This window comes from Streptomyces erythrochromogenes (genome assembly GCF_040684695.1).
In the GTDB taxonomy this organism is placed as follows: domain Bacteria; phylum Actinomycetota; class Actinomycetes; order Streptomycetales; family Streptomycetaceae; genus Streptomyces; species Streptomyces erythrochromogenes_C.
Window position 1 is genome coordinate 594483 of record NZ_JBFBGM010000002.1, and the last position, 25029, is coordinate 619511.

The 25029-nt window shown below is 72.6% G+C and carries 29 protein-coding genes and 1 tRNA gene; 13 read left to right on the forward strand and 17 right to left on the reverse strand.

What is annotated here, in order from left to right; genetic code table 11:
- Positions 1-9: 9 nt before the first annotated feature.
- From AB0O53_RS06775 to AB0O53_RS06805, 7 genes are all read left to right on the forward strand, one after another.
- Complete coding sequence (locus AB0O53_RS06775; RefSeq protein WP_351000973.1) at positions 10-348, forward strand: antibiotic biosynthesis monooxygenase family protein; 339 nt, start codon at positions 10-12, stop codon at positions 346-348.
- The gene (locus AB0O53_RS06780) at positions 332-1213 is read left to right on the forward strand and encodes an amidohydrolase family protein (protein WP_351000975.1); all 882 of its coding nucleotides are present in this window, start codon (positions 332-334) and stop codon (positions 1211-1213) included. Before AB0O53_RS06775 ends, AB0O53_RS06780 begins: the two co-directional genes overlap by 17 nt.
- A gap of 71 nt (positions 1214-1284) precedes the next feature.
- Entirely contained in the window at positions 1285-2052 is a 768-nt protein-coding gene (locus AB0O53_RS06785) for a response regulator transcription factor (protein ID WP_031156280.1), read from the forward strand.
- Complete coding sequence (locus AB0O53_RS06790; RefSeq protein ID WP_365193588.1) at positions 2052-3605, forward strand: sensor histidine kinase; 1554 nt, start codon at positions 2052-2054, stop codon at positions 3603-3605. The genes AB0O53_RS06785 and AB0O53_RS06790 overlap by 1 nt, the downstream gene beginning before the upstream one ends.
- 25 nt (positions 3606-3630) lie before the next feature.
- On the forward strand, positions 3631-4911 hold the full coding sequence (locus AB0O53_RS06795; protein WP_365193590.1) for a bifunctional glycosyltransferase family 2/GtrA family protein: 1281 nt from the start codon (positions 3631-3633) through the stop codon (positions 4909-4911).
- Positions 4908-7160 (forward strand): ArnT family glycosyltransferase, encoded by a 2253-nt coding sequence (locus AB0O53_RS06800; protein WP_365193593.1) that lies wholly within the window; start codon positions 4908-4910, stop codon positions 7158-7160. Before AB0O53_RS06795 ends, AB0O53_RS06800 begins: the two co-directional genes overlap by 4 nt.
- A gap of 111 nt (positions 7161-7271) precedes the next feature.
- On the forward strand, positions 7272-7895 hold the full coding sequence (locus tag AB0O53_RS06805; RefSeq protein ID WP_351000985.1) for a TetR/AcrR family transcriptional regulator: 624 nt from the start codon (positions 7272-7274) through the stop codon (positions 7893-7895).
- Between the two features lie 124 nt (positions 7896-8019).
- On the opposite strand, the gene AB0O53_RS06810 is transcribed toward AB0O53_RS06805, so the two are convergent.
- Positions 8020-9612 (reverse strand): MDR family MFS transporter, encoded by a 1593-nt coding sequence (locus AB0O53_RS06810; protein ID WP_491590522.1) that lies wholly within the window; start codon positions 9610-9612, stop codon positions 8020-8022.
- A 61-nt stretch (positions 9613-9673) separates the two neighbouring features.
- Entirely contained in the window at positions 9674-10105 is a 432-nt protein-coding gene (locus AB0O53_RS06815) for a MarR family winged helix-turn-helix transcriptional regulator (protein ID WP_351000990.1), read from the reverse strand.
- Positions 10106-10222: 117 nt separating this feature from the next.
- Here AB0O53_RS06815 and AB0O53_RS06820 point away from each other — a divergent pair, with 117 nt between their 5' ends.
- Entirely contained in the window at positions 10223-10465 is a 243-nt protein-coding gene (locus tag AB0O53_RS06820; RefSeq protein ID WP_351000992.1) for a hypothetical protein, read from the forward strand.
- A 104-nt stretch (positions 10466-10569) separates the two neighbouring features.
- On the opposite strand, the gene AB0O53_RS06825 is transcribed toward AB0O53_RS06820, so the two are convergent.
- From AB0O53_RS06825 to AB0O53_RS06870, 10 genes are all read right to left on the reverse strand, one after another.
- Positions 10570-11361 (reverse strand): hypothetical protein, encoded by a 792-nt coding sequence (locus AB0O53_RS06825; protein WP_365193597.1) that lies wholly within the window; start codon positions 11359-11361, stop codon positions 10570-10572.
- Between the two features lie 121 nt (positions 11362-11482).
- Positions 11483-12325, reverse strand: coding sequence for an RNA polymerase sigma factor SigF (locus AB0O53_RS06830; RefSeq protein ID WP_030027569.1), 843 nt, complete (start codon positions 12323-12325; stop codon positions 11483-11485).
- Positions 12326-12555: 230 nt separating this feature from the next.
- A complete protein-coding gene (locus AB0O53_RS06835) occupies positions 12556-13404 on the reverse strand; it encodes an RNA polymerase sigma factor SigF (protein WP_435886603.1) in 849 nt (282 codons plus the stop codon).
- A 344-nt stretch (positions 13405-13748) separates the two neighbouring features.
- Complete coding sequence (locus AB0O53_RS06840) at positions 13749-13910, reverse strand: hypothetical protein (RefSeq protein ID WP_167344740.1); 162 nt, start codon at positions 13908-13910, stop codon at positions 13749-13751.
- A gap of 367 nt (positions 13911-14277) precedes the next feature.
- Positions 14278-14664, reverse strand: a complete 387-nt coding sequence (locus tag AB0O53_RS06845; protein ID WP_351000999.1) for a hypothetical protein — start codon at positions 14662-14664, stop codon at positions 14278-14280.
- An 87-nt stretch (positions 14665-14751) separates the two neighbouring features.
- Positions 14752-14836: transfer RNA gene (locus AB0O53_RS06850), tRNA-Ser, on the reverse strand.
- A gap of 80 nt (positions 14837-14916) precedes the next feature.
- On the reverse strand, positions 14917-15345 hold the full coding sequence (gene tadA, locus AB0O53_RS06855; RefSeq protein WP_351001148.1) for a tRNA adenosine(34) deaminase TadA: 429 nt from the start codon (positions 15343-15345) through the stop codon (positions 14917-14919).
- Between the two features lie 59 nt (positions 15346-15404).
- Complete coding sequence (locus tag AB0O53_RS06860; RefSeq protein ID WP_351001002.1) at positions 15405-15953, reverse strand: tRNA adenosine deaminase-associated protein; 549 nt, start codon at positions 15951-15953, stop codon at positions 15405-15407.
- Between the two features lie 293 nt (positions 15954-16246).
- On the reverse strand, positions 16247-16426 hold the full coding sequence (locus tag AB0O53_RS06865) for a hypothetical protein (protein ID WP_030647083.1): 180 nt from the start codon (positions 16424-16426) through the stop codon (positions 16247-16249).
- An 84-nt stretch (positions 16427-16510) separates the two neighbouring features.
- A complete protein-coding gene (locus AB0O53_RS06870) occupies positions 16511-17452 on the reverse strand; it encodes a universal stress protein (protein ID WP_351001005.1) in 942 nt (313 codons plus the stop codon).
- Positions 17453-17615: 163 nt separating this feature from the next.
- On the opposite strand from AB0O53_RS06870, the gene upp reads away from it, so the two are divergent.
- Complete coding sequence (gene upp, locus AB0O53_RS06875) at positions 17616-18251, forward strand: uracil phosphoribosyltransferase (RefSeq protein WP_030647077.1); 636 nt, start codon at positions 17616-17618, stop codon at positions 18249-18251.
- A gap of 78 nt (positions 18252-18329) precedes the next feature.
- On the opposite strand, the gene AB0O53_RS06880 is transcribed toward upp, so the two are convergent.
- Positions 18330-19004: a LytR C-terminal domain-containing protein gene (locus AB0O53_RS06880; RefSeq protein ID WP_351001007.1), complete on the reverse strand. Its 675-nt coding sequence runs from the start codon at positions 19002-19004 to the stop codon at positions 18330-18332.
- 92 nt (positions 19005-19096) lie between these two features.
- Entirely contained in the window at positions 19097-19393 is a 297-nt protein-coding gene (locus tag AB0O53_RS06885; RefSeq protein WP_008740979.1) for a type II toxin-antitoxin system VapB family antitoxin, read from the reverse strand.
- An 88-nt stretch (positions 19394-19481) separates the two neighbouring features.
- On the opposite strand from AB0O53_RS06885, the gene AB0O53_RS06890 reads away from it, so the two are divergent.
- Both AB0O53_RS06890 and opcA read left to right on the forward strand, forming a co-directional pair.
- Positions 19482-21095 carry a helicase HerA-like domain-containing protein gene (locus tag AB0O53_RS06890; RefSeq protein ID WP_351001009.1) on the forward strand — a complete coding sequence of 538 codons (1614 nt, stop codon included), beginning with the start codon at positions 19482-19484 and terminating at the stop codon, positions 21093-21095.
- 20 nt (positions 21096-21115) lie between these two features.
- The gene (opcA, locus tag AB0O53_RS06895) at positions 21116-22048 is read left to right on the forward strand and encodes a glucose-6-phosphate dehydrogenase assembly protein OpcA (RefSeq protein ID WP_365193604.1); all 933 of its coding nucleotides are present in this window, start codon (positions 21116-21118) and stop codon (positions 22046-22048) included.
- Here the strand turns inward: opcA and AB0O53_RS06900 are convergent.
- The gene (locus AB0O53_RS06900; protein ID WP_351001014.1) at positions 21997-22470 is read right to left on the reverse strand and encodes a cupin domain-containing protein; all 474 of its coding nucleotides are present in this window, start codon (positions 22468-22470) and stop codon (positions 21997-21999) included. The genes opcA and AB0O53_RS06900 overlap by 52 nt on opposite strands.
- Before the next feature lie 102 nt (positions 22471-22572).
- A complete protein-coding gene (locus tag AB0O53_RS06905; protein ID WP_365193607.1) occupies positions 22573-23184 on the reverse strand; it encodes an HhH-GPD-type base excision DNA repair protein in 612 nt (203 codons plus the stop codon).
- Positions 23185-23292: 108 nt separating this feature from the next.
- Here AB0O53_RS06905 and AB0O53_RS06910 point away from each other — a divergent pair, with 108 nt between their 5' ends.
- Positions 23293-24105 (forward strand): VOC family protein, encoded by an 813-nt coding sequence (locus tag AB0O53_RS06910; RefSeq protein WP_351001020.1) that lies wholly within the window; start codon positions 23293-23295, stop codon positions 24103-24105.
- Between the two features lie 91 nt (positions 24106-24196).
- On the opposite strand, the gene AB0O53_RS06915 is transcribed toward AB0O53_RS06910, so the two are convergent.
- Positions 24197-24523 (reverse strand): hypothetical protein, encoded by a 327-nt coding sequence (locus AB0O53_RS06915; RefSeq protein ID WP_351001022.1) that lies wholly within the window; start codon positions 24521-24523, stop codon positions 24197-24199.
- Between the two features lie 10 nt (positions 24524-24533).
- Between AB0O53_RS06915 and AB0O53_RS06920 the strand changes: the two genes are divergently transcribed.
- Complete coding sequence (locus AB0O53_RS06920; RefSeq protein WP_365193610.1) at positions 24534-24977, forward strand: hypothetical protein; 444 nt, start codon at positions 24534-24536, stop codon at positions 24975-24977.
- Positions 24978-25029 lie beyond the last annotated feature (52 nt).

A 25029-nucleotide genomic window follows, 5' to 3' on the forward strand; every position in this document is an offset into this window, starting at 1 on the left:
GTGGTGGGCATGACCACTCAGCCGGTGGCGGCCTTTGAACCGCCCTATGTCATGGCCGTTTTCAGCAGCGTCCGCACCGCGGACGACACCGGACTCGACGAGCTCAACGACCGGATGGAGGAGATCGTCCAGGCGATCCCCGGGTACCTCGGCTACGAGTCCGCGCGCAATCCCGAAGGGCTGGGCATCACCGTCGCCTACTTCCGGGACCAGGAGTCCCTCACGGTGTGGCGCGAGAACATGGAGCACCAGGCGGCCATGAAGAAGGGCCGCGCCGACTGGTACGAGAGCTACACCCTGCACGTCGCGACGGTCGAGCGGAGCCACGGCTTTGTCCGCAACGGCTGATGCGGTCCGCGCCTTCCGGGAGCGGCTCGGGCTGCCCGGACTGGTCGACGTCCACACGCACTTCATGCCCGAGCGGGTCCTGGACAAGGTGTGGGACTACTTCGACGCGATCGGTCCGCTGACCGGTGTCGAGTGGCCCATCACCTACCGCCACGAGGAGGAGCAGCGCGTCGCGCTCCTGCGGGAGTTCGGGGTACGGGCCTTCACCTCCATGCTCTACCCGCACAAGCCGGAGATGGCCGCCTGGCTCAACGCATGGTCCGCCGATTTCGCGGCCCGGACCCCGGACTGCCTGCACACCGCGACCTTCTTCCCGGAAGAGGGTGTGGACGCGTACGTCCGCCAGGCCGTCGAGTCGGGTGCCCGGATCTTCAAGGCGCATCTCCAGGTCGGCGGATACGACCCGAACGACGACCTCCTCGACCCCGTCTGGGGGATGCTGGCCGAGGCGGGCATCCCCACAGTGATCCACTGCGGATCCGGTCCCGTCCCCGGCAAGCACACCGGCCCCGACCCGGTCGCCCGGCTGCTGGCCCGCCATCCGCGGCTGCCGCTGGTCATCGCCCACATGGGCATGCCCGAGTACGCGGACTTCCTCGACCTCGCCGACCGCCACCCGGCGGTGCGCCTCGACACGACCATGGCCTTCACCGACTTCTCCGAGCGGTTCAGCGGGTTCCCGCCCGCGGACCTCGGGCGGCTCGCGGACCTCGGCGACCGGATCCTGCTCGGGACGGACTTCCCGAACATCCCCTACCCGTACGAGCACCAGCTCGCCGCCCTCGAACGGCTGGGCCTGGGCGACGACTGGCTGCGGGCGGTCTGCCACGACAACGGCGCCCGGCTGTTCCGCCTCGACGGCTGACCCGCCCCTTTCTCAGGAAATTCACAGGTTGGGGCAAGAACGCTCTCAGAGGCGCCGGGGAGCGTGTCCGTATGACTGCGACGACCACCTCCCAAGCGTCCACGTCCACCGGCAACCACACGGCCCTGGTACGGCCCGACGGCGGGCCCTGCCGGGTGCTCGTCGTCGACGACGAGGCTTCTCTCTCCGAGCTGCTCTCCATGGCCCTGCGCTACGAAGGCTGCGAGGTCCGCAGCGCCGGTGACGGCGCCGGGGCGTTGCGGGCAGCGCGCGGTTTCCGTCCGGACGTGGTCGTCCTCGACGTCATGCTTCCCGACATGGACGGTCTGACCGTCCTCGGTCAGCTGCGTCGGGAGATCCCCCAGGTCCCGGTCCTGTTCCTGACCGCCAAGGATTCCGTGGAGGACCGGATCGCGGGCCTCACCGCGGGCGGCGACGACTACGTCACCAAGCCCTTCAGCCTGGAGGAGGTCGTGGCCCGGCTGCGCGGCCTGGTGCGGCGTTCGGGCGCGGCACAGGCGGCGCGCGGCGGCTCGGTGCTGACCGTCGGCGACCTGCGCCTCGACGAGGACAGCCACGAGGTCGTGCGCGGCGGCCAGGACGTCCACCTGACCGCCACCGAGTTCGAGCTGCTGCGCTACCTCATGCGCAACCCGCGGCGCGTGCTGAGCAAGGCGCAGATCCTGGACCGGGTCTGGTCCTACGACTTCGGCGGCCAGGCCAACGTGGTCGAGCTCTACATCTCCTACCTGCGCCGCAAGCTGGAGAGCGGCCTCGGGCTGCCCTCGATGATCCACACCCGGCGCGGCGCCGGCTACCTGATCAAGCCGGCCGAGTAGTGGCACGGCGCAGGAGCCGGCGACCGGGCGGGCGCCGGCCCTGGTCGCTGCGGACCCGGCTCGTCGTCTCGGCCGTGGCCCTGATCGCCGTGGTGGGAGCGGCCATCGGAACCGTCACCACCCTCGCGCTGCGCTCGTACCTGGTCAACCAGCTCGACGAGCAGCTGGACACCTCCATGAGGATGGCCGCCCGGATGTCCGGCGGAAAGGCCGCCCGGGAGGGCGGCGCGGGCTTCGTCATGGCCCCCGGCAGTCCGCTGGACGCCGTCGGCATCCGCCTGGACCACACCGGCGCGGTCGTGGCCAGTGCCCGCAACACCCGCGGCGAGGGATGGTCTCCCGACCAGGTGCCGCCGGCCCTCACCGAAGGCCAGAGCGCGGTCCTCGCCCAGGCGGCCCAGGAGGCCTCGCAGGGCTCGCCCGGGCGCGCGGCGGGCGCGGAGCTGCCGGGCCTGGGCACCTACCGGGTGCTCGTCTCCCCGGACCGGGCCGTGGTCCTCGCCTATCCGCTCAGCGAGGTCGACTCCACCGTCCGCACCCTGGTCGGGGTCGAGGTCTGCGTCACCCTGGCCGGGCTGATCGCCGCCTCCCTCGCCGGGCAGGCCCTGGTCGGGGTCGCCCTGCGCCCGCTGCGGCGGGTCGCCGCCACCGCCACCCGGGTCTCCGAACTTCCCCTGCACAAGGGCGAGCCCGCGCTCCACGAACGGGTCCCGGACGCCGAGGCGGACCCCCGCACCGAGGTGGGCCAGGTCGGCGCCGCCATCAACCGGATGCTCGGCCACGTCTCCTCCGCGCTCACGGCGCGTCAGCAGAGCGAGACGAGGGTGCGGCAGTTCGTCGCCGACGCCAGCCACGAGTTGCGCACGCCGCTGGCCTCCATCCGCGGCTACGCCGAACTCACGCGCCGGGGTCGCGAGGAGCCCGGCCCCGACACCCGCCACGCCCTGGGCCGGATCGAGTCCGAGGCCACCCGGATGACCGGCCTGGTCGAGGACCTGCTCCTGCTGGCCCGGCTCGACGCGGGCCGCCCGCTGTCCACCGACGACACCGAGACCGACCTGGCCCCGCTCGTCATCGACGCCGTCAGCGACGCCCGGGCCGCCGGGCCCGATCACCACTGGCGCCTGAACCTGCCCGAGGAGCCCGCCTCCGTACGCGCCGACGCCGCCCGCATCCAGCAAGTGCTCGTGAACCTGCTCGCCAACGCCCGTACCCACACCCCGCCCGGCACCACCGTCACCGCCCATGTTTCACGTGAAACATCCGCCGTCCGGCTGCGCGTCGAGGACGACGGGCCCGGCATCGCGCCCGAGCTGCTCCCCCGCGTCTTCGAGCGCTTCGCCCGCGGGGACGCCTCCCGCTCCCGTGCCGCCGGCTCCACGGGCCTCGGGCTGGCCATCGTCCAGGCCGTGGTCACCGCCCACGGCGGGAGCGTCGACGTGCAGAGCGAGCCGGGGCGGACCTGTTTCGAGGTCGTCCTGCCGCCCGCCGGGTCCACCCGAGCGGCGGCTGCGGACTCACAGACGGGCCACAGGCTCAGCACACTGAGGTGACAGGCCGCTCGGCGAATGTCAGAGCATGCCAACCGACACCTCTCCCGGGGCCCTTCCGGCACGGGCGCCCCTCGCGCCCCTGCCCGGCGAGCCCGTCCTCGACGTGGTGATCCCGGTCTACAACGAGGAGAAGGACCTCGGGCCGTGCGTACGCCGACTGCACGAGCACCTCACCCGGACCTTCCCCTATCCCTTCCGGATCACGGTCGCCGACAACGCGAGCACCGACCGCACCCCCGAGGTCGCGGCCGGGCTCGCCGCGGCCCTGGACGGCGTACGCAGCACCCGCCTGGAGGAGAAGGGCCGCGGCAGGGCCCTGCGTACGGTCTGGTCCGGTTCCGACGCCCCCGTCCTGGCCTACATGGACGTGGACCTCTCCACCGACCTGAACGCGCTGCTGCCGCTGGTCGCCCCCCTGATCTCCGGTCACTCCGACCTCGCCATCGGCACCCGCCTGGCCCGCTCCTCGCGGGTCGTGCGGGGAGCCAAGCGGGAGTTCGTCTCCCGCGCCTACAACCTCCTGCTGCGGTCCTCCCTCGCCGCCCGGTTCAGCGACGCGCAGTGCGGCTTCAAGGCCATCCGGCGCGAGGTCGCCGAGCGCCTGCTGCCGCTGGTGGAGGACACGGGCTGGTTCTTCGACACCGAACTGCTCGTGCTCGCCGAGCGGGCCGGGCTGCGGATCCACGAAGTGCCCGTGGACTGGGTCGACGACCCCGACTCCACCGTGCACATCGTCAAGACCGCCACCGAGGACCTCAAGGGCGTCTGGCGCGTGGGCCGGGCGCTGGCCGTCGGAGCGCTCCCGCTCGACCGGCTCGCCCGCCCGTTCGGAGACGATCCGCGCGACCGCACCGCGGTGCCCGGGGTGGACGGCGGACTCGCCCGCCAGCTCATCGGATTCTGCACCGTCGGAGTCCTCTCCACCCTGCTCTACCTGGTGCTGTACTCGGCCTTCCGGGGCGGCGCCGGCCCCCAGCTCGCCAACGGCGCGGCTCTGCTGCTCTCCGCCGTGGCCAACACCGCGGCCAACCGCCGGCTCACCTTCGGCGTCCGCGGCAGGGAGCGCGCCGTGCGCCACCAGGCCCAGGGCCTGGTGGTCTTCGGCATCGGGCTGGCCCTCACCAGCGGCTCCCTGGCCGCCTTGACGGCAGCCACGCCCCACCCCGCGCACGGCACCGAACTGGCCGTCGTGATCACCGCGAACCTCGCAGCCACCGTGCTGCGCTTCCTGCTCCTGCGCGCCTGGGTCTTCCCCGAGCGGCGCGGCACCCATGCCCGCACATCCACATCCAAGGAGGGCCGATGACCACGGCAGCACTCCCGATCTTCCCGGCCGCCGTGGCCGGCGCCCGTACCGCCCGGCCACGCTGGGAACGCCCCGCCCGGCCACGCTGGGAACGCCCCGCCCTCGCCGGGCTGCTGATCGCCACCGCGGCCCTGCTCCTGTGGGACCTGGGCTCCTCCGGTTACGCGAACTCCTTCTACTCGGCCGCCGTCCAGGCCGGCAGCGAGAGCTGGAAGGCCTTCTTCTTCGGTTCCTCCGACGCGGGCAACTCCATCACCGTCGACAAGCCCCCGGCCGCCCTGTGGCCGATGATGCTGTCGGTCCGCCTCTTCGGCCTGGGTTCCTGGCAGATCCTCGTTCCGCAGGCCCTGATGGGCGTGGCGACCACCGGCGTGCTGTACGCCTCCGTACGCCGCCAGTTCGGGCCGGGAGCCGCGCTGCTCAGCGGCGCCGCCTTCGCGCTGACGCCCGTCGCCGCGCTGATGTTCCGCTTCAACAACCCCGACGCGCTGCTGACGCTGCTGCTCACCGTCACCGTGTACTGCCTGCTGCGGGCCCTCGAAGGAGCGCACACCCGCTGGCTGCTCTGGGCCGGGGTCGCGGTCGGCTTCGCCTTCCTCACCAAGACCCTGCAGGCCTTCGTCATCCTGCCGCCGCTCGCCGTGCTGTACGCCGTCTGCGCGCCCACCGGGCTGCGCCGCAGGCTCGGTCAGCTGCTGCTCGCGGGCGGCGCGATGGTGGTGGCGGGCGGCTGGTGGGTCGCCGTCGTCGAGCTGTGGCCCGCGTCCTCCCGCCCGTACATCGGCGGCTCGCAGAACAACTCCTTCCTGGAACTGACCCTCGGCTACAACGGCCTCGGCCGGATCAACGGCAATGAGACCGGCAGCGTCGGCGGCGGCGGAGCGGGTGGCCCCGGCGGCGCCGGCGGTGGCGGACGCTGGGGCGAGAGCGGGATCGACCGGCTCTTCTCGGGCAACATCGGCGGGCAGATCTCCTGGCTGCTGCCGGCGGCCCTGGTACTGCTCGTGGCCGGGCTGGTGATCACCTGGCGGGCCCGCCGCGCCACCGACTCGGTGGACGGCATGGCGCGCGCGGCCTTCCTGGCCTGGGGCGGCTCGCTGCTGATCACGGCGGTGGTCTTCAGCTACATGCAGGGCATCTTCCACGAGTACTACACCGTGGCGCTGGCGCCCTTCGTGGCCGCGCTGATCGGCATGGGCGTCGCCGTGCTGTGGGAGGAGCGCGGCAGCACGCCGGCCGCCGTCGCCCTCTCCGGCACGCTCGCACTGACGGCGATCTGGTCGTACGTCCTGCTCGGCCGCGCCACCGGCTACCTGCCGTGGCTGCGCTGGGCGGTACTCGTGGGCGGGCTGCTCGCCGCGGTCGCGCTGCCGTTCGCGGGGCGGGCGGGCCGGCGGATGCTGCAGGCCACCGCGGGGCTCGGGGTGGTTGCGGCCCTGGCCGGGCCGTTCGCGTACTGCATGACCACCGTGAGCACCGGCCACACCGGCTCCATCGTGACCGCCGGACCGGCGGTGGCGGGTGGCCGGGGCGGCCCCGGCGGGATGATGGGCGGCCCGGGCGGCCCGGGCGGGTTCGGCGGGTTCGGCGAAATGCGGCAGGGCGGTCCGGGCGCCGGTCCGGGAGGCGGCTCGGGTGGCCAGGACGGCGGCCAGGGCGGTGGCGGTACGTGGCCGGGCGGCGGGCAGCAGCCCGGTGGCGCGCTGCCGCAGGGCACCGTACCGCCGGGCCAGGGACAGGGCCAGGGCGGTATGCCCGGAGCGGACGGCCGCGGAGGCGAGCGGCCGGGAGGCTTCCCGGGCGGCACGGGGGGCGGCGGCCGGGGCGGAGCCGGTGGCCTGCTCGACGGGGCCAAGGTCGGCGCCGAGGCCAAGGCGGCCCTCACGGCCGACGCCGACGCGTACACCTGGGCGGCGGCGGCCATCGGCTCGCAGAACGCGGCGAGTTACCAGCTGGCCTCCGGTGTGCCCGTCATGCCGATCGGCGGCTTCAACGGCAGCGACCCCTCGCCGACCCTGGCGCAGTTCAAGGAGTACGTGCGGGACGGGAAGATCCACTGGTTCATCGGGCAGGGCGGCACGACCGGGGGCGCGGGCGCCGCCGAGGACGGTGGTCGCCGCGGCGGCGGTGGCCCCGCAGGACCGGGCGGTGGCACCAGCACCGAGATCGAGAACTGGGTCAAGGCCACGTTCAAGGAGTCCACGGTCGGCGGAGCCACCTTCTACGACCTGACGGCGCCCACGTCCTGATCCGGCCCGATCGACGGCACAGCCCCTAGCATCGAGAGGGCGGACCGGGCATTCCGGGCTGGTCCGGCCCCTCGATGCCAGGGGCTGTGCCGTCGCGAGGAGGGTGCCCGCATGGTGACCGCGGCCGATCCGGGCGAGACCCGGACCAGCGTGTGGCTGGCGGCAAGGCCCGCCCCGCCCGGCAGACGTCGCACCGAGGCACCCTCCGGGCTCGACCGGGACCGGATCATCGCCGCCACCGTGCGGCTGCTCGACGCCGACGGACTCACCCGGTTCTCGATGCGGCGGCTGGCCGCCGGGCTCGGCGTCACCGCGATGTCCCTGTACTGGTACGTGGACACCAAGCACGATCTGCTCGAACTGGCCCTGGACCGGGCCCTGGGCGAGCAGGCCCTGCCGGCCGGTCAGCCCGTCTCCGGCGGGGCCGGCTGGCCGGGCGGGCTGAAGGAGCTGGCCCGCGGCTACCGGCGGGTGCTGGCTGACCACCCGTGGGCGGCCCCGCTCAGCGCCGCCTACCCGAACATCGGCCCGCACGCGCGGGCCTTCGACGCCGCCCTCCAGCGGCTCATGGACGCCACCGGCCTGGCGGGCCCCGCCCGGACCGGCGCGCACCTGGCCGTCCGGCAGTTCCTGCACGGCTGCGGGGGCGCGGTCCGGCGGACGCCCGAGGGCGACTTCTGCCTGGCGCTCGACGTCCTGATCGCGGGCATCGAGGCCAAGGCCGCCACCGCCTGAGAACGAGCCCCGGTACGGCCTGCGTGCGGCCGGCACGGCCTGAGGGCCGCCTCGGAACGGCCTCGGAACGGCCTGAGCGCCGCCCGGTGACCGGGCGGCGCTCAGTGTGCGTGCGGGGCGGGGATCAGGCCTTGGCGGCCGCGTCCGCGACGTCGCCGACCCGGGCGGTCCCGGCGGGCGAGGTCCCGTCCGAAGCAGCCGCCGGGGTGTGCACCGCGGGCTTCGACTTCAGGGCGACCTCCTTGATGAACACCACCAGCACCAGTCCGAGGAGCGCGAACGGGGCGGCGTAGAGGAAGACGTCGCCGACGCCGTGCCCGTAGGCGGACTCGATGACCTCGCGGATGGGCGCGGGCAGCTTGTCGAGGTCGGGGATCCCGCCGCCGGCGGTGCCGCTCTGGCCCAGGGCCGCGGCCTTCGGGCCGAGGGCGGTGAGCCCGTCCTGGACGTAGTGCGTGACCCGGTTGGCCATGACCGCACCGAGCGCGGAGACGCCCATGGCGCCGCCGAGGGAGCGGAAGAAGGTGACGACCGAGCTGGCCGCGCCCAGGTCCTCGGGGGCCACCTGGTTCTGGGTGGCGAGGACCAGGTTCTGCATCATCATGCCGAGACCGAGGCCGGTCACCGCCATGTAGACGGCGATGTGCCAGTAGGGGGTGTCGTAGCGGAGGGTGCCGAGCAGGCCCAGTCCGGCCGTCAGCAGCACACCGCCGGAGACGAGCCAGGCCTTCCACCGACCGGTCTTGGTGATCACCTGACCGGAAACGGTGGAGGAGACGAAGAGCCCGGCGATCATCGGAATCGTGAGGACTCCGGACATCGTGGGGGACTCGCCACGGGCCAACTGGAAGAACTGGCTGAAAAACACGGTCCCCGAGAACATCGCGATGCCCACGAAGAGCGACGCGGCCGAGGCAAGAGTGATCGTCTTGTTGCGGAAGAACCGCAGCGGGATGATCGGGTCGCTCGCACGGGACTCGACGAGGACGAAGAGCAGTCCGAGGACCACCGAGCCGCCCGTCATGGCCCAGGTCTGCCAAGAGATCCACTCGTAGGAGTCGCCGGCCTGGGTGACCCAGATCAGCAGCAGCGAGACGGCGGCGCTGATCAGGAAGGCGCCCAGCCAGTCGACCTTGACGTCGCGCCGTACGACCGGCAGCCGCAGCGTCTTCTGCAGGACGATCAGCGCGATGATCGCGAAGGGCACGCCGACGTAGAAGCACCAGCGCCAGCCCAGCCACTCGGTGTCGGTGATGACGCCGCCCAGCAGCGGGCCGCCGACGGTGGCGACGGCGAAGACCGCGCCGAGGTAGCCGCTGTACCGGCCGCGCTCGCGGGGGGAGATCATCGCGGCCATCACGATCTGGGCGAGCGCCGAGAGGCCGCCGACCCCGATGCCCTGGACCACGCGGCAGGCGATGAGCGTGCCGGTGTTCTGGGACATGCCCGCGACCACGGAGCCGAGGACGTAGATCACCAGGGATATCTGGACCAGCAGCTTCTTGCTGAAGAGGTCGGACAGCTTGCCCCACAGCGGGGTGGCCGCCGTCATGGACAGCAGGGCGGCGGTGACCACCCAGGTGTACGAGGACTGCGTGCCGCCGAGGTCGCTGATGATCTGCGGCAGGGCGTTGGACACGATCGTGGAGGACAGGATCGCCACGAACATGCCCAGCATGAGCCCGGACAGTGCCTTCATGATCTGTGGATGGGTCATGTCCACGGATGTGGACACGGGGTCGGTCGTCGTCTCCGACTGGGCCATGTCTTTCCTTCCTCTAGAAGCTCGATCGGAGTCGGGCCAGCAGGGTGTTGAGTACGTCGATGTCCTGGGCGGACCAGTCGTGGAGGGCTCTCTCCAGCGCGGCCGAGTACCGGGCGCCGATCTCGGCGAGCAGCGCCCTTCCGGCCGGGGTGAGCCGCAGGATGCGGCAGCGTCCGTCGCCCGGGTCCGGCTCGCGCTCGATCCAGCCGCGGGCGGTGATGTGGGTGACGTGCCGGCTGGTGACCGAGATGTCGACGGCCATGAGGTCGGCCAGCCGGCTCAGCCGCATCTCCCCGTGCCGGTCGAGCACGGTGAGCACGGCGGCGGCGCCGGGCGGGCAGTCCGGGGGCAGGTTGCGGGCGAGTTCGCGCTTGACCGCACCGATGCCGGTCAGCCGGCGGGCCAGCTCCTCGTGCGGAGTGGTCCGCGTGGTCTGTGTCGGCACCGGGCGACCCCCATCTTGTTGCTTGAGGCAACCATAGAAGCCGGTGGTTGCTACAGGCAAATGAATCCGGGGGGTGGGGCGGTAAAGGAATCGGAAAACCGGCTAGGGTCCTGCTCCATGGCTGAGAACCACAACTCACAGGTCCCCGAGGGCAACTACGACCCGGCGGGCAGCACCCAGATGTTCCGGGCCTTCGTCGAGGAGGCCGCACCGGCCCGGCAGCCGGGCGGCCCGGGGTCGCGCCAGCAGCGCCGCGCCGAGCAGGAGGCGTCGAAGTCGTCCGGCCCGGCCGTGAAGATCGCCCTGGTCCTCGCGCTCGTGCTCGTGATCGGCGCGGCCGCCTGGGTCGTCCTGAGCTGACGTCCCGGGGCCGCCGGGGCCGCCGGGGCTCCCGGGGCTCCCGGCGCTCCCGGGGCCGCCACGGCTGCCGGGGCGGCCGGGGCGGCCGGTCCTGCCGGGGCCGGTCAGTTCCAGGTCGCGGTGACCTTCCGGGTGTCCACGTGCATGCCCAGCGGCACCCGCCAGGCCTCCAGGCACACCGTGTAGGTCTGCGTCTTCGAGGCTCCGCCCGCGACGGGCGCGGGCAGCGGCTGGGTCGTGGTGATCGTGGCCCAGTCGATGCCGAGGGCGCCGATGACGTGCGTCGCGAAGCTCACCGTGCCCGAACGGGCCGCCGTGGTGCTGGTGTTGGTGAAGGTCACCGTGACCCGCTCGCACCAGCGGTCGGCCGCGGCGGACCGGGCGGGCGCGGAGAGCGTCAGCTGCGCCGGGGTGGCCGGGGGTGGCGGAGGGGGTGTCGGGCCGGGCTTCCCCGGAGGCCCGGTGGGGCTCGTCGGACCTGCGGGGCCGCTGGGGCCCGAAGGGTTCGTCGGCGTGCCGGGAGTGCCGGGAGCGCCGGGTGGTGCGGGCGTACGGCCCGGGCCGGCGGTGCTGCCGGGGGCGCCCGCGGAGCCGCCGGGGGCGGTGCTCGTTGCTCCGCCCGGCGCGGGGCCGCCCGCGGTCCCCGATCCCCGGGGACCGGTCGGCGTACCGGAGGACCCGGCGGATCCACCTGCCGCGGACGGGTCGCCGAGCTGCTGGAACTCCACTCCGCCCTGCGGGGCGACCTGCTCCCCCGCGCCCCGCTCGGGGCCCGGGGCCGCGGCGCCCACGGCGGAGAAGCCCCCGCGCGCCGGGCCGCCGCAGCCGGTGAGGCCGGCGGCGGCCGTGCAGCACAGGGCGAGCAGGGCGGTGGCCGCGCGCGTTCCCTTTCGCATCGCGCCAGTGTTCCTGACGGACCGTCAATTGGGAAGCGCTGCGAAGTACCGGGCAGCGCCGGGGCGCGCCGGGAGAGAGGTCGGGCGCCGGACCGCCCCGGTGGGCGATCCGGCCTCTGCCTCAGTCCCCGATCAGGCCCACGCGCAGCTGCGCGAGCGTGCGCGTCAGCAGCCGGGAGACGTGCATCTGGGAGATGCCGACCTCCTCGCCGATCTGCGACTGCGTCATGTTCGCGAAGAACCGCAGCATGATGATCTGCCGTTCCCGGGGCGGGAGTTTGGCGAGCAGCGGCTTCAGGGACTCGCGGTACTCGACGCCCTCCAGCGCGGTGTCCTCGTAGCCGAGGCGGTCCGCGAGCGAGCCCTCGCCGCCCTCGTCCTCCGGGGAGGGCGAGTCGAGCGAGGAGGCCGTGTAGGCGTTCCCGACGGCGAGGCCGTCGACGACGTCCTCCTCGGAGACGCCGAGCACGGCGGCGAGTTCCGGCACGGTCGGCGAGCGGTCCAGCTTCTGGGCGAGCTCGTCGCTGGCTTTGGTCAGCGCCAGGCGCAGCTCCTGGAGCCGGCGCGGGACGCGCACGGACCAGGAGGTGTCCCTAAAGAATCGTTTGATCTCGCCCACGACGGTCGGCATGGCGAACGTCGGGAACTCCACCCCGCGTTCGCAGTCGAACCGGTCGATCGCCTTGATCAGCCCGATGGTGCCGACCTGGACGATGTCCTCCATCGGCTCGTTGCGGCTGCGGAAGCGGGCGGCGGCGTACCGCACGAGGGGCAGGTTCAGCTCGATCAGGGTGTCGCGTACGTACGCCCGTTCGGGGCTGTCCGCGTCCAGGGTGGCAAGTCGCTGGAAGAGCGAGCGGGAGAGGGTGCGGGTGTCGATGGCTTCCGAGCGTTCGGACACTGCCGGCGGCGTCACGGGCTTTACGAGCGTGAGCACCTTGGAGCTGCCCTGGTCTACGGACATGCCACCCCCTTGAGGTCGCGGACGGTCGCGTACGGCGCGCCCGTCAGAGGAACGCAGCTTCCACCTGAATACCGGAGGCGGGGCCGCGGCAAACGCGGTTCACGCAGAATGTCACATGTCGGCAACACGCTGTAGCGCCATGTCGACATATAGCTCCGGCGACAGAAGGGGGCAGAACGTGATCAGCCCGTTCTGTCGGGAAACGCGTGATTGATCTACACCCGTTCCGGTTACGCCTCGATCCTGTTTGCGGATCTCAGACGGGCGAAGCTGCGGGCGAGCAGGCGCGAGACGTGCATCTGGGAGACGCCGAGTTCCGCACTGATCTGTGACTGCGTCAGGTTGTTGTAGTACCGCAGGAGCAGGATCCGTTGCTCGCGCTCGGGCAGTTGTACGAGGAGGTGGCGGACGAGGTCGCGGTGCTCGACCCCGGCCAGCTCCGGGTCCTCGTAGCCGAGCCGGTCCAGCAGCCCGGGCATGCCGTCGCCCTCCTGGGCGGCCTCCAGCGAGGTCGCGTGGTAGCTGCGCCCGGCCTCGATGCAGGACAGCACCTCGTCCTCGGTGATGCGCAGCCGCTCGGCGATCTCGGCGGTGGTCGGGGTGCGGCCGTGGAGGGTGGTGAGGTCCTCGGTGGCGGCGTTGACCTGCACCCACAGCTCGTGGAGGCGGCGCGGCACGTGGACGGTGCGGACGTTGTCGCGGAAGTAGCGCTTGATCTCGCCCACGACCGTCGGCATCGCGAAGGTCGGGAACTGCACGCCGCGGTCCGGGTCGAACCGGTCGATGGCGTTGATCAGCCCGATGGTCCCGACCTGGACCACGTCCTCCATCGGCTCGTTGCGGCTGCGGAAGCGGGCGGCCGCGTACCGCACGAGCGGGAGGTTCGCCTCGATCAGGGCGCCGCGCACCCGTGCGTGCTCGCTGGTGCCCGGCTGGAGGCCCTTCAGCTGGCCGAACAGGACCTGGGTGAGGGCCCGGGTGTCCGCGCCCCGGCTCGCGGGTCTCGGGGCCACTGGGGCCACTGGGGCCGCTGGGACCGGGGCTCCCGGGACAGCCGGCACTGCCGGGACAGCCGGCACTGCCGATGCTGCCAGGGCTGCCGGGACCGCCGGGGGCTCCTCGGGCGGCTGCCCCTGACGGGTCCCGTTCCGGGGTTCCTGCTGGGGTGGCACCTGGGGGTCCTGCTGGGGTGGCACTTGAGGCGCAGTACTGGCCGGCACGGTCACGCCACCCCTTCAGTCAACTCATCCGTCAAAAGCGGTCATAGCATCACAAGAGATGTGCACTGTGTGCAAGCACCGTATATCGCCGTGTTGAGGGCAAGTTGGGCATATCAGGGCATTATGCCCGGCGGTGGGTACGCAAAAGCCCCCCACCCGTCGAGTGGGGGGCCGGAAGTCCGGGAACCGCTTCGGCGTACGGGTCAGCGCACCAGTTCGGTTATGAACTCGCCGATGCCGGAGGCGGCATCCGATATCCCCTGGAAGCCTATTTCCACGATCTCGGCGGCTCGCTTCGGCTGGGTGATGATCACGAAGAGGGCGAATACGGTGAGGGCACCCGTGATGAGCTTCTTGGTGTCCACGTGCGGGCGGCCTCCCCAACCGGTCCTTGCGAGTCGGGTGAGTCTAACCGGTCAGGATGGGGCACTCATCTGTCCTTTAAGGACCAATGACCCGGTGCTCCGGGCCTTTTGCCGGTCGGCCCGCGGTCGCTGCGGGCGCACGATGGAGGGGAGCCCACCGGTTCTGGCAGGAAACCGGTGGGTGAGGGACAGGGCCTCACTGCGGGGTCCGGGCCGCGAGCTTCCCCCTGACTGCGGCCCGGACCGGCAGGTCCCGTCCTCGCCGGGGGAAGCGGCTTGTCCCCCCGATGCCGCTTCCCCCGTCCAACGCGTCGAAGGTCCCGACCCCCGGTCGGGGCCTTCTTCGTGTCCGTGCGCGCGGTCGCCGCTACTGGACGGCGCCGGCCAGGTCCGTGAGCGGCTGCACGGGGGCGATCACGGGCGCCAGCTGGTTGGGCAGGTCGGTCAGCGCGTTGAGCCCGTTCGCGCCGTCGCCGACCTTCCCGACGACCTCCTGGACGGAGGCGGGCTGGACCCCCGCGGGCGTACCGGGCGACGGGATCGGCACGTCCGGGAGGGTCAGCGGGGAGATCGGGGCCGTGTCCGCGGAGGCGGCGGGTGCGGCGAGGCCCGCGGCGGCCCCCGCGAGGGCGAAGGCGGCGAGGATGCGCTGGGTCTTGGTCATGCCGTGACAACGGCCGAGGGGGCGGGCGGTCACGCGGCTGTCCTCCGGAGAGGCGATCGGGACGCCTTCGGGGATCACCTCGGGGATCATCTCGGGAATCGCCCCGGAGCACCCCGGCAACCGCCTCGGAATACGCCGAGAGCCCCGACCCTTGCGGGGCGGGGCTCTCGATCGAAGCGGTAGTGGAGGGATTTGAACCCCCGATGGGTTGCCCCATACTCGCTTTCGAGGCGAGCTCCTTCGGCCACTCGGACACACTACCGAGATGGATCCTAGCCTAAGGACCCCCATCCGCCGAAATCGGTGGTCCCGGGGGTGTCCCGGCGGGGCCCGGAGGCCGGGTCACAGGTCGCGGAAGAAGTCCGTCAGCTGCCGTGCGCACTCGTCGCCGAGCACACCGCGCACCACTTCCGGCCGGTGGTTGAGCCTGCGGTCCCGTACGAGGTCCCACAGCGAGCCGGCGGCGCCGGCCTTCTCGTCGTCCGCGCCGTAGACGACCCGGGCGACCCGCGACTGCACGAGTGCGCCCGCGCACATCACGCACGGCTCCAGGGTGACCACGAGGGTGCACCCCGGGAGCCGCCACTCCCCGAGCGCGGCGGCGGCCCTGCGCAGGGCCAGGACCTCGGCGTGCGCCGTGGGGTCGCCGCTCGCCTCGCGCTCGTTGTACCCGGTGGCGAGGACGTCCCCGTCCGGGCCCAGCACGACGGCGCCGACCGGCACGTCGCCGGCCGGCACCGCCCGGGCGGCCTCCTGGAGCGCCAGGCGCATGGAGGCCCGCCACGGGTCCCGTACGGGATCGACGGGATCGGTGGTGTTCGTGGTGAGCACTAGCGGACGGCCTCCAGGACCTCGGTGGCGCCGAGGGACTCGGCGATCTCCGAGAGCGCGTCCCCGTCCAGGGTCATCAGTTGCTTGTTGGGCACGCCGAGGTCGTCCAGCAGCCGGGGATCGCCGAGCGGACCGGCCGGTACCGGCTCCGAGCCGGCCCCGCGCTCCCCGTCCTCGTCGGCGTCCTCGTCCGTGAACGCGGCGATGGATTCCTCCTCGCCGTCCTCGGTGCCGTCCAGGTCCAGCTCGTCGAGTTCGTCGTCCTCCTCGTCGCTGCCCAGCAGCTCTTTGGTCAGCATCGAGCCGTAGGAGCTGCGGGCGGCCGCTGCGGCGTTCGACACGAAGTACCGCGGGTCCTCCTCGCCGTCCACGCGGACGACGCCGAACCAGGCGTCCTCCTGCTCGATGAGGGCGACCACCGTGTCGTCGTCGACAGCGGCGGAACGGGCGAGATCGATCAGATCACTGAGGGACTCGACGTCGTCGAGTTCCATGTCGCTCGCTTCCCACCCGTCTTCGGTGCGCGCGAGCAGTGCGGCGAAATACACCGTGACTCTCCCACTGGTCTTAGGCGTGCCGGTTGGAGGTCCCCCCGGCCGGAGGATGGAGCGGAACGGCCGTGCTGCTCGCCGCCCTGCCCCGCCCAATCGGCATCGTGGCAGAAACAGCGGCGTTGCGAGAGGTCTTCCGCGCTTGCGTCGTGCCGCGCCGTGTCCCGCCGGGGCCGGTGTGGGGCTGTGGCGCGGGGGCGTTCCGGGGTGGCGGGGGCCGTGCCGGTTGCCCGACGGGCCGCTCGTGTCGCGGGGGCGACACCCCGGATCGCGCACGGACCGTCCCCCGGTCACCAGCGGAAAGTACGCATCCGCATCTGCTGGCGCATACGGGCGGCACGGGCGCGGCGGGGCTGTACGCGATCGCGCAGTGCGCGGGCCTCCATCAGGTCGCGCAGGAACTGCGCGCGGCGCGCTCGCCGCTGCGCCGCGGTCTCCGGAGTGTCGTCGCTCGGCTGCGTGTCGGGCATCGGCCACCACCCTGGGCTGGTCGGTCGTTTCCCCCTGCACCCACCTTCCCCCGGACAGCGCGTTTGATGCCACCCCCGTGCAGGTCAGACGTCGTCCTCCAGGGTCGGGACGATCGCCACCGGGCCGTGCGCGTGGTGCAGTACGGCATGGGCCACCGAGCCGATCTGCAGTGACAGGGCGGTGCGCCTGGGGTGGTGGCGGCCGACCACCACCAGGGCCGCCGACCGGGAGGCGTCGACCAGCCGGCCCGCCGGGTCGCCGGGGACGGCGGCCTGCTCGACGGGAACGTCCGGGTAGCGCGTGCGCAGCGGCGCCAGCCGCTCCGTCTGGGAGCGGAGCATCTCCCGTTCGGCCGGTACGCCGTCCCCCTCGTCGGCGAGGCCCTCCGGCGGGATCACCTCGAAGGGCCGGTCGATCACCAGGGCCGGGGCGGGCGGGACGGCGTACGCGGAGACCACCTGGACGGTGGTCCCCCGCACGGCCGCCTCCTCGAAGGCGAAGGTCAGCACGTCGTCGGGCGTCTCGGCGGCGTGCAGCCCGAGCACGACGCGTCCGGCGGACTCCTGGGGGGCGGCCGTCCCGGCGTCGCGCTCGGCGTGCGGGACCACCACCACGGGGCAGGCCGCGGTCGAGGCCACCGCCCTGCTGCTCGACCCGAGCAGCAGACTGGCGAAGCCGCCGCGGCCCCGCGAGCCCATCACGAGCATCAGGGCCCCCGTCCCGATCACCCGCAGGGCCTCGGGGACGGAGCCCTCCAGCGACTCGTACCGGACTCCATCCGGCAGGGCGGTGCCCCCGCCGATCATGCTCCGGACCCAGTCGTGCACGGGGTCGGGGTACTCCTCGGGCTCGGAGGCGTCGTGCAGCGACGCCCGCCGGCCGGCGTACAACTGGGCGTGATCGGGCAGTACATGGGCGACGAGAAGCCCGGTACCGTGCCGCAGGGCTGCTCCCCGCGCCCACTGGAGGGCCTTGAGGCTGTGCTCGGACCCGTCGACGGCTGCGATCACCGGTGCGTTGCTCACCAGTCCAGCGTGCTGGGCGTCCGGGCGGGTCGCATCCGCAGGCCGCCGCGGGCGTGGCTGCCGCCGGGGACGCGAAGGGGCGGCGTCAGCGCGTAGCCTTTTGGGTGCAGGTCGCGTCGTGCGACCGTTTTTGCTGGTCGCAGGCTGAGTCTTGGAGGATGTTGTGCGTTTGCAGGTCGTCGATCACCCCTTGGTGGCGCACAAACTCACCACCCTGCGCGACAAGCGCACCGATTCCGCCACGTTCCGGCGGCTCGCGGACGAGCTGGTGACCCTGCTCGCCTACGAGGCCACCCGTGACGTGCGCACCGAGCAGGCCGACATCGAGACCCCGGTCGCCCCGACCACGGGCGTGAAGCTCTCGGCCCCCCGGCCGCTGATCGTCCCGATCCTGCGGGCGGGCCTGGGCATGCTGGACGGCATGGTGCGGCTGCTGCCGACCGCCGAGGTGGGCTTCATGGGCATGGTCCGCAACGAGGAGACCCTGGAGGCCTCCACGTACGCGACCCGCATGCCGGAGGACCTCTCCGGCCGCCAGGTCTACGTCGTGGACCCGATGCTCGCCACCGGCGGCACGCTCGTCGCGGCGATCCAGGAACTGATCAAGCGCGGCGCCGACGACGTCACGGCCGTGGTGCTGCTGGCCGCGCCCGAGGGTGTCGAGGTCATGGAGCGCGACCTGGCGGGCACGCCGGTGACGGTCGTGACGGCCGCGGTGGACGAGCGCCTCAACGAGCACGGCTACATCGTGCCGGGCCTGGGCGACGCCGGCGACCGGATGTACGGCTCGGCGGAGTAGGTCCCGGCGGCCCGATGGCCCGGTGGCCCGAGAGCCCGGTGGCCCGGCGTCCGGCGCCGGGCCGATCGGGCCGTCCGCTCAGCAGTTCTTGACGGGCGCGGGCGCGGGGTTGGCCAGCAGGGCCAGCGCCTTGTCCGCGTCCTCCTTCGTGCTGAGCTCCTTGAAGGCGTCGCCCAGGATCAGGTCGACGTCCGCGGTCTCGCGGGTGTCGGTCTGCTGGGTGGTGCCGGCGAGCTGGGTGCCGAGGACGGCGAAGACGGCCTTGTCGGTCGTCGGGGAGCCCAGCAGTATCCCGGTCCCGGGGACCTTCTTGTCGAAGTCGGCCGGGGCGTTGCCGACGGTGCCGATGAGGAAGCCGCGTTTGGCGAGTTCGTCGCCGACGGCCTTGGCCAGGCCCGCACGCGGGGTCGCGTTGTAGACGTTCACCGTGATCGTGCCGGGCTGGGGGAGCACGACCGCCGGTTTGGCGGGTGCGGACGCCGTGGCGGCCGCGGGGGCACCGCCCTTGGCCGCGGCCTCGGGTGACTTCGTCGGGCAGTCCTTGGCACCGGCAGCCGTGTTCCGCTTCGGGCCATCGCCCCGGAACACGCCGATGAGCTGCAGTGCCCCGTAGCCGACCAGGGCAAGCGCGAGGACCGAACCGAGCACGGCGAGGACGATCCGACGTCGGCTCCGCTTACGGCTCATGCGGGGGTAGGCGGTCCCCGTGACGCGGTACTTTCCGCCCATGCCGGGGGGAGTGAGCATGCTCATGGGCGCAGCGTAATGCGACCCGGTGGCGATGCCTACTAAATGATCTGCTGATAGGTCAATGGTGACCCGAAAGGCGCAATCTACGCGAAGCGTCAGTCCATCTCGAGGACGCGGGCGTGCAGCACCTGACGCTGCTGCAGGGCCGCGCGGACGGCGCGGTGCAGCCCGTCCTCCAGATAGAGGTCGCCCTGCCACTTCACGACGTGGGCGAAGAGGTCGCCGTAGAAGGTCGAGTCCTCGGCGAGCAGCGTTTCGAGGTCCAGCTGGCCCTTGGTCGTCACGAGCTGGTCGAGCCGGACCGGGCGCGGCGCGACGTCCGCCCACTGCCGGGTGGTTTCCCTGCCGTGGTCGGGGTACGGCCGCCCGCTTCCGATGCGCTTGAAGATCACACGGAAAGCCTACCGGGCCCGTGCCTGCGGGCGCAGCCTCGCAAGGGTGGTGCAAAAGTGGCGGACAGTGCTATTTGGGGAGTGATCCATGAGTGAGAGCACCGACGCCGCCGCCGCTGCGGACCGGACGGACCCCGCCGGGCAGATCGCCGCCGGGTACGCCTTCACCGGTCCCGCGCTCGATCTGGGGGCCCTCCTGTGGGACGGCGCGTGCCTGCCCGACCGTCAGATCCGCATCCCCCTGGCGATGCTCAACCGGCACGGGCTGGTCGCCGGCGCCACCGGCACCGGCAAGACCAAGACGCTCCAGCTCATCGCCGAACAGCTGTCGGCGAACGGGGTCCCCGTCTTCCTCGCGGACATCAAGGGCGACGTCTCGGGGATCACCGCGCCCGGCATGCCGGGCGAGCGGATCGACGAGCGGGCCCGGGACGTCGCCCAGACCTGGGAGCCCACCGGATACCCGGGCGAGTTCTACTCGCTGGGCGGGATCGGCCCCGGCATCCCGGTCCGCTCGACCGTCACCGCCTTCGGACCGGTGCTCCTGTCGAAGGTGCTCCAGCTCAACCAGACCCAGGAGCAGTCCCTCGGGCTGATCTTCCACTACGCCGACTCCAAGGGCCTGGAGCTGATCGACCTCAAGGACCTGCGCGCGGTCGTCGCCTTCCTCGTCTCCGACCAGGGCAAGGCCGAGCTCAAGGGCATCGGCGGACTGTCCACGGTGACCGCCGGGGTGATCCTGCGGGCGCTGACCGCCTTCGAGACGCAGGGGGCCACGGAGTTCTTCGGCGAGCCCGAGTTCGACACGAGCGAGCTCCTGCGCACGGCCGCCGACGGCCGCGGGGTGGTCTCTGTACTGGAACTCCCGGCGGTCCAGGACAAGCCGCAGCTCTTCTCCACCTTCCTGATGTGGCTGCTGGCCGACCTCTACAACGACCTGCCGGAGGTCGGCGACCTGGACAAGCCCAAGCTCGTCTTCTTCTTCGACGAGGCCCACCTGCTCTTCAGCGGGGCCTCAAAGGCCTTCCTGCAGTCGGTCACCCAGACCGTCCGGCTGATCCGCTCCAAGGGCGTCGGCGTCTTCTTCGTGACCCAGACCCCCAAGGACGTGCCGGCCGACGTGCTCGCCCAGCTCGGCAACCGCGTGCAGCACGCCCTGCGCGCCTTCACCCCCGACGACGCCAAGGCGCTGAAGGCGACCGTGAAGACCTTCCCGCGCTCCGCCTACGACCTGGAGGAGCTGCTCACCGGGCTCGGGACCGGCGAGGCGGTGGTCACCGTGCTCAGCGAGAACGGCGCCCCCACCCCGGTCGCGGCGACCCGGCTGCGCGCCCCGCAGTCGCTGATGGGGCCGATCGCGGCGGCGGACCTGGAGCGGGCCGTGAAGGCCTCGCTGCTCTGGTCGCGCTACGCCGAGCCGGTCGACCGCGAGTCGGCGTACGAGAAGATCAGCGCCGAGCAGGCCGCCGCGGAGGCGCAGGCGGAGGCTGCGGCGGCGGCAGCCGAGGCCGAGAAGCAGGCGAAGGCGGCGCAGAAGGAGGCCGCGCGGACGACCGGGCGCGGCGCCGCGAAGGCGGACCCCTCGCTGGCCGAGCAGGTGGTGGGCAGCGGGCTGTTCCGTTCGCTGGCCCGCTCGATCGGCACGCAGCTGGGCCGGGAGATCTCGCGCTCCCTCTTCGGTACGGCGCGCAGGCGCAGATGACGCGGTGACAGACTCGGGGCATGCGGACCGAACTCACCGACACCACGTCCAGCAAGGTCAACCGGGCCCTGCTCGCAGCACGCCGGGCGATAGGCAGCCCCACCATGGGGCTGGTGCTGACGCTCGTCGTCGTCACCGACGAGGAGAACGCCTACGACGCGGTACGCGCGGCCTCGGAGGCCTCGCGCGAGCACCCCTGCCGCATCATCGTGGTCATCAAGCGGGTCTCGCGCGGCCCGCACAAGCTGCGCGCGAGCCGGGTGGACGCCGAACTGCGGGTCGGGTCGGACGCCGGGACCGGCGAACTCGTGCTGCTGCGCCTGCACGGGGCACTGACCGAGCAGGCCGGATCGGTCGTGCTGCCGCTGCTGGTGCCGGACGCGCCGGTGGTGGCGTGGTGGCCGGCCGACGCCCCCGCCGACCTGGCACGGGACCCGCTGGGCGCCCTCGCGCAGCGCCGGATCACGGACGCGGCCGCCGCCTTCGACCCGGTGGGCGTGCTCGACGAGCGGGCCACCGGATACCAGCCCGGCGACACCGACCTGGCCTGGACCCGGCTCACGCCGTGGCGGGCCCTGCTGGCCGCGGCCCTGGACCAGAAGCCGCTGGCGGTGACCGGTGCGGCGGTGGAGAGCGAGCCCGACAACGCGAGCGCCGAACTGCTGGCGCGCTGGCTGGAGGACCGGCTCGGGGTGCCGGTGGACCGGGTCGCGACCGCCGGCCCGGTCATCACCGGGGTGGTGCTGCGCAGCGCGGGCGGGGACGTCCGGGTGGACCGGCCCGCGGGCGCGCTGGCCACCCTGACCCTGCCGGGGAGCCCCGACCGCAGGGTGGCCCTGAAGATCCGCAGCGGCGCCGAACTGATCGCGGAGGAGCTGCGCCGCCTCGACGCGGACGTGGTCTACGGCTCCGCGCTGCGCCGGCGGCCGCTCCAGGCGGGGCTCTCTGCGTAGTGGTTGTCGTAGGTCGCCGAGCTGTCCTTGATGTCCTGCACGGTGGCCTCGCCCGCGTTGACCCGGCCGAGGAGCCGGTAGTAGTCGAAGCGGCCCATGCCGGGGGTGAAGCCGACGAAGACGCTCGCCGTGTGCCCGGCGGCGGGGGCGAAGGCGTGCTTCACGCCCGGCGGGACCGCGAGGAAGTCGCCGGCGTCCAGGGTCTGGATCTCGTCGCCGACGAGGACGTCGAGGCGTCCCGCGGTGACGTGGAAGAACTCGGTGGCCCTGGTGTGGAAGTGCACCGGGGCACCCGCCGCGCCCTCTTCGAAGGCGGCGGTGTTGCAGGTGAGCTCGGCGGTGTCGGTCAGCAGGGTGATGAGGCTGCCGGGGGCGTCCTGGACGGTTTCGGCGGTGGCTGCGCGGGTCGCGATCTCTGTCATGTCTTCAATCTACGAGCGTGATCGACCGGTGGCAGGGGCCAATCCGCACCCCGTACCGCCGGTCAATTCGACAGGGCGGAGCGGCGACGACCGGGAGACGGGTCAGGACCCGCCTGCCGCCTTCGTGCCTTTCGCGGCCTTCGCGGAGGCCTTCATCTCCTGCTTGTGCGCGCGCACCTTGGCCAGGGACTCGGGCCCGGTGATGTCGGCGGCCGAACGGTAGACGTTCGCCTGGCCGTAGCCGCCCGCGGCCTGCCGCCAGCCCGTCGGCCGCACCCCGAACCGCTTGCCCAGCAGGGCCAGGAAGATCTGCGCCTTCTGCTCCCCGAAGCCCGGCAGCGCCTTGAGCCGCCCCAGCAGCTCCTGCCCGGTCGCGGCGTCGGCCCAGACGGCCTCCGCGTTCCCGTCGTAGTGCTCCACCAGGTACGCGCACAGCTGCTGGATCCGGGTCGCCATCGACCCCGGGTACCGGTGCACGGCGGGCTTCTCGGAGAGCAGGGCGGCGAAGGCCTCCGGGTCGTACGCGGCGATGGCGTGCGCGTCCAGGTCGTCGGAGCCCAGCCGCTGCGCGATCGTCCAGGGCCCCGAGAACGCCCACTCCATCGGCACCTGCTGGTCCAGCAGCATTCCGACGAGCGCGGCGAGCGGGCTCCGGCCGAGCAGCGCGTCGGCCTCCGGCTGCTGTGCCAGCCGGATGGTGATGTCCTTGTCCATGGCTCCAGCGTCCCGCGCGGGCGCGCTCCCCGCGCGGTCGGCACACCGCGCGCCTAGCGTGAGTACGACGTGACGACAGCGAGGAACGAGCCGAGGAGTCGATCGACCATGCCTGATTTCCCCGAGGGCGCGCCGTGCTGGGTGGACGCGATGTTCCGCGACGTGGAGGGTGCCAAGACCTTTTACGCTGACGTGCTCGGCTGGACCTTCGGCGAGTCCAGCAGTGAGTACGGCAACTACACGCAGGCCTACTCGGACGGCAAGGCCGTCGCGGCCGTCGTACCGCCGATGCCCGGGGTCGACGCCCCCTCGCAGTGGTGCCTGTACTTCGCCTCGCCCGACGCGGCGGCCACGGCCGGGAAGGTGACCGAGAACGGCGGCGAGGTCCTGATGGGTCCGATGCAGGTCGGAGCCTTCGGGACGATGCTCATCGCGAAGGAGCCGAGCGGCGCCGTCTTCGGCGTCTGGCAGCCGGGCGAGCACAAGGGCTTCGAGAAGATGGGCGAGGCGGGCGCCTACGCCTGGGCGGAGGTCTTCACCCGGGAGCCGGCCGGACCGGACGCCTTCCTGCCGAAGGTCTTCCCGTACAGCGCCCAGCAGATGGACCCCGGCGACGACCCGCAGCCGGCCGACATGGACTTCAAGGTCTTCAGCGCGGGCGACCCGGAGCAGCCCGTGCTGGGCCGGATGAAGATGGACGACGACTTCCCGCCGGAGGTGCCGCCGTACATCCAGGTCTACTTCGCGGTCCCGGACTGCGACGAGGCGGTGTCGAAGACCCAGAAGCACGGCGGGAAGCTGCACTTCGGCCCGATGGACAGCCCGTTCGGGCGGTTCGCGGCGGTCGCCGACCCGCAGGGCGCCGCCTTCGCGGTGATCGACCTGTCGACGACGGTCGGCGAGATGCCGAACTTCGGCTGACCCGGGCCCCGCCCCGCCCCGCCGGGCCGTGGCGCCCTGCGGCCCGGCAGACTTCGCCTCTGATACGTGAGTTCGAGCGTGCGGGGGCGGATCAGATGAGGCGTGGAAGACGTGCGGCGGCCGTGGCGGCGGCGGGATGCGGGCTGGCGGTGCTGGCGACGGCCTCGTGCGCGGTGCCCCCGGCGCCGCCGCTGTCACCGCGGGCACTGCCGACGGCCACGGCCACGGCCACGGCCACGAGCCCGGCCGCGCCTTCGCCCTCACCCGATCCGTCTTCTCCTTCTCCCTCTGCCCCCGCCTCCGCCTCTGCGGCGGGGCCGTCCGAGCCGGCGCCCGAGTCCGGGCCCGCCGAGCCGGTCGGGGACGGCAGGGCCACGGCCGCCGACGGGCCGCTCCTGGCGGCGGTCCGGCGCGGCACCGACGCCGCCGTGCCGGACGACGACGCCGTGATCGTGATCAACCGCGGTCCGCAGGGCACGGGCGAGCTCGCCTGGATGCCGGACGACCGGAGCTACTGCCTGGCCGTCGTGCGCGAGGACAGGGCGGAGACGAGCTGCAAGCCCCTGCCGAGTTCCTGGGCCCGGATCGGCGTCCGGCTGGTGATCGCGGACCGTACGGTCTCCGCCCGTACGGTCTTCTTCGCCGTCGTGGACGGCGGCCACGGTCCGTACGGCTACCAGGGAACGGCAGCCGCCGCTCCCGGCCCCGGCATGGGCCCGGTCCACGACGCCACGGCCGCCTTCGCCTCGGGCCGGACGCTGAGCCTCCTGACGTACGAGCGCCCCATCGCGGTCAGTACACCGGGTGACCAGTACATCTGCAGCGCGGACAACGCGATCTGCTTCCCGGCCCTCGACGCCCACAGGGGCTAGCCGGGAGCTCAGCGGGCTGTCAGCGGCCTGTCAGCACGTCCGGGCATCGTCC

Bases quoted from the DNA above. Each gene is read 5' to 3' on its own strand.
- AB0O53_RS06865 (WP_030647083.1), bottom strand. From the start codon at position 16,426: ATGCCCGACACGCAGCCGAGCGACGACACTCCGGAGACCGCGGCGCAG.
- AB0O53_RS06830 (WP_030027569.1), bottom strand. From the start codon at position 12,325: ATGTCCGTAGACCAGGGCAGCTCCAAGGTGCTCACGCTCGTAAAGCCC.
- AB0O53_RS06810 (WP_491590522.1), bottom strand. From the start codon at position 9,612: ATGACCCATCCACAGATCATGAAGGCACTGTCCGGGCTCATGCTGGGC.
- AB0O53_RS06775 (WP_351000973.1), top strand. From the start codon at position 10: ATGACCACTCAGCCGGTGGCGGCCTTTGAACCGCCCTATGTCATGGCC.
- tadA (WP_351001148.1), bottom strand. From the start codon at position 15,345: ATGCGCCTGGCGCTCCAGGAGGCCGCCCGGGCGGTGCCGGCCGGCGAC.
- AB0O53_RS06820 (WP_351000992.1), top strand. From the start codon at position 10,223: ATGGCTGAGAACCACAACTCACAGGTCCCCGAGGGCAACTACGACCCG.
- AB0O53_RS06890 (WP_351001009.1), top strand. From the start codon at position 19,482: ATGAGTGAGAGCACCGACGCCGCCGCCGCTGCGGACCGGACGGACCCC.
- AB0O53_RS06900 (WP_351001014.1), bottom strand. From the start codon at position 22,470: ATGACAGAGATCGCGACCCGCGCAGCCACCGCCGAAACCGTCCAGGAC.
- AB0O53_RS06795 (WP_365193590.1), top strand. From the start codon at position 3,631: ATGCCAACCGACACCTCTCCCGGGGCCCTTCCGGCACGGGCGCCCCTC.
- AB0O53_RS06825 (WP_365193597.1), bottom strand. From the start codon at position 11,361: ATGCGAAAGGGAACGCGCGCGGCCACCGCCCTGCTCGCCCTGTGCTGC.
- opcA (WP_365193604.1), top strand. From the start codon at position 21,116: ATGCGGACCGAACTCACCGACACCACGTCCAGCAAGGTCAACCGGGCC.
- AB0O53_RS06800 (WP_365193593.1), top strand. From the start codon at position 4,908: ATGACCACGGCAGCACTCCCGATCTTCCCGGCCGCCGTGGCCGGCGCC.
- AB0O53_RS06880 (WP_351001007.1), bottom strand. From the start codon at position 19,004: ATGAGCATGCTCACTCCCCCCGGCATGGGCGGAAAGTACCGCGTCACG.
- AB0O53_RS06905 (WP_365193607.1), bottom strand. From the start codon at position 23,184: ATGGACAAGGACATCACCATCCGGCTGGCACAGCAGCCGGAGGCCGAC.
- AB0O53_RS06910 (WP_351001020.1), top strand. From the start codon at position 23,293: ATGCCTGATTTCCCCGAGGGCGCGCCGTGCTGGGTGGACGCGATGTTC.
- AB0O53_RS06805 (WP_351000985.1), top strand. From the start codon at position 7,272: ATGGTGACCGCGGCCGATCCGGGCGAGACCCGGACCAGCGTGTGGCTG.
- AB0O53_RS06785 (WP_031156280.1), top strand. From the start codon at position 1,285: ATGACTGCGACGACCACCTCCCAAGCGTCCACGTCCACCGGCAACCAC.
- AB0O53_RS06845 (WP_351000999.1), bottom strand. From the start codon at position 14,664: ATGATCCCCGAGGTGATCCCCGAAGGCGTCCCGATCGCCTCTCCGGAG.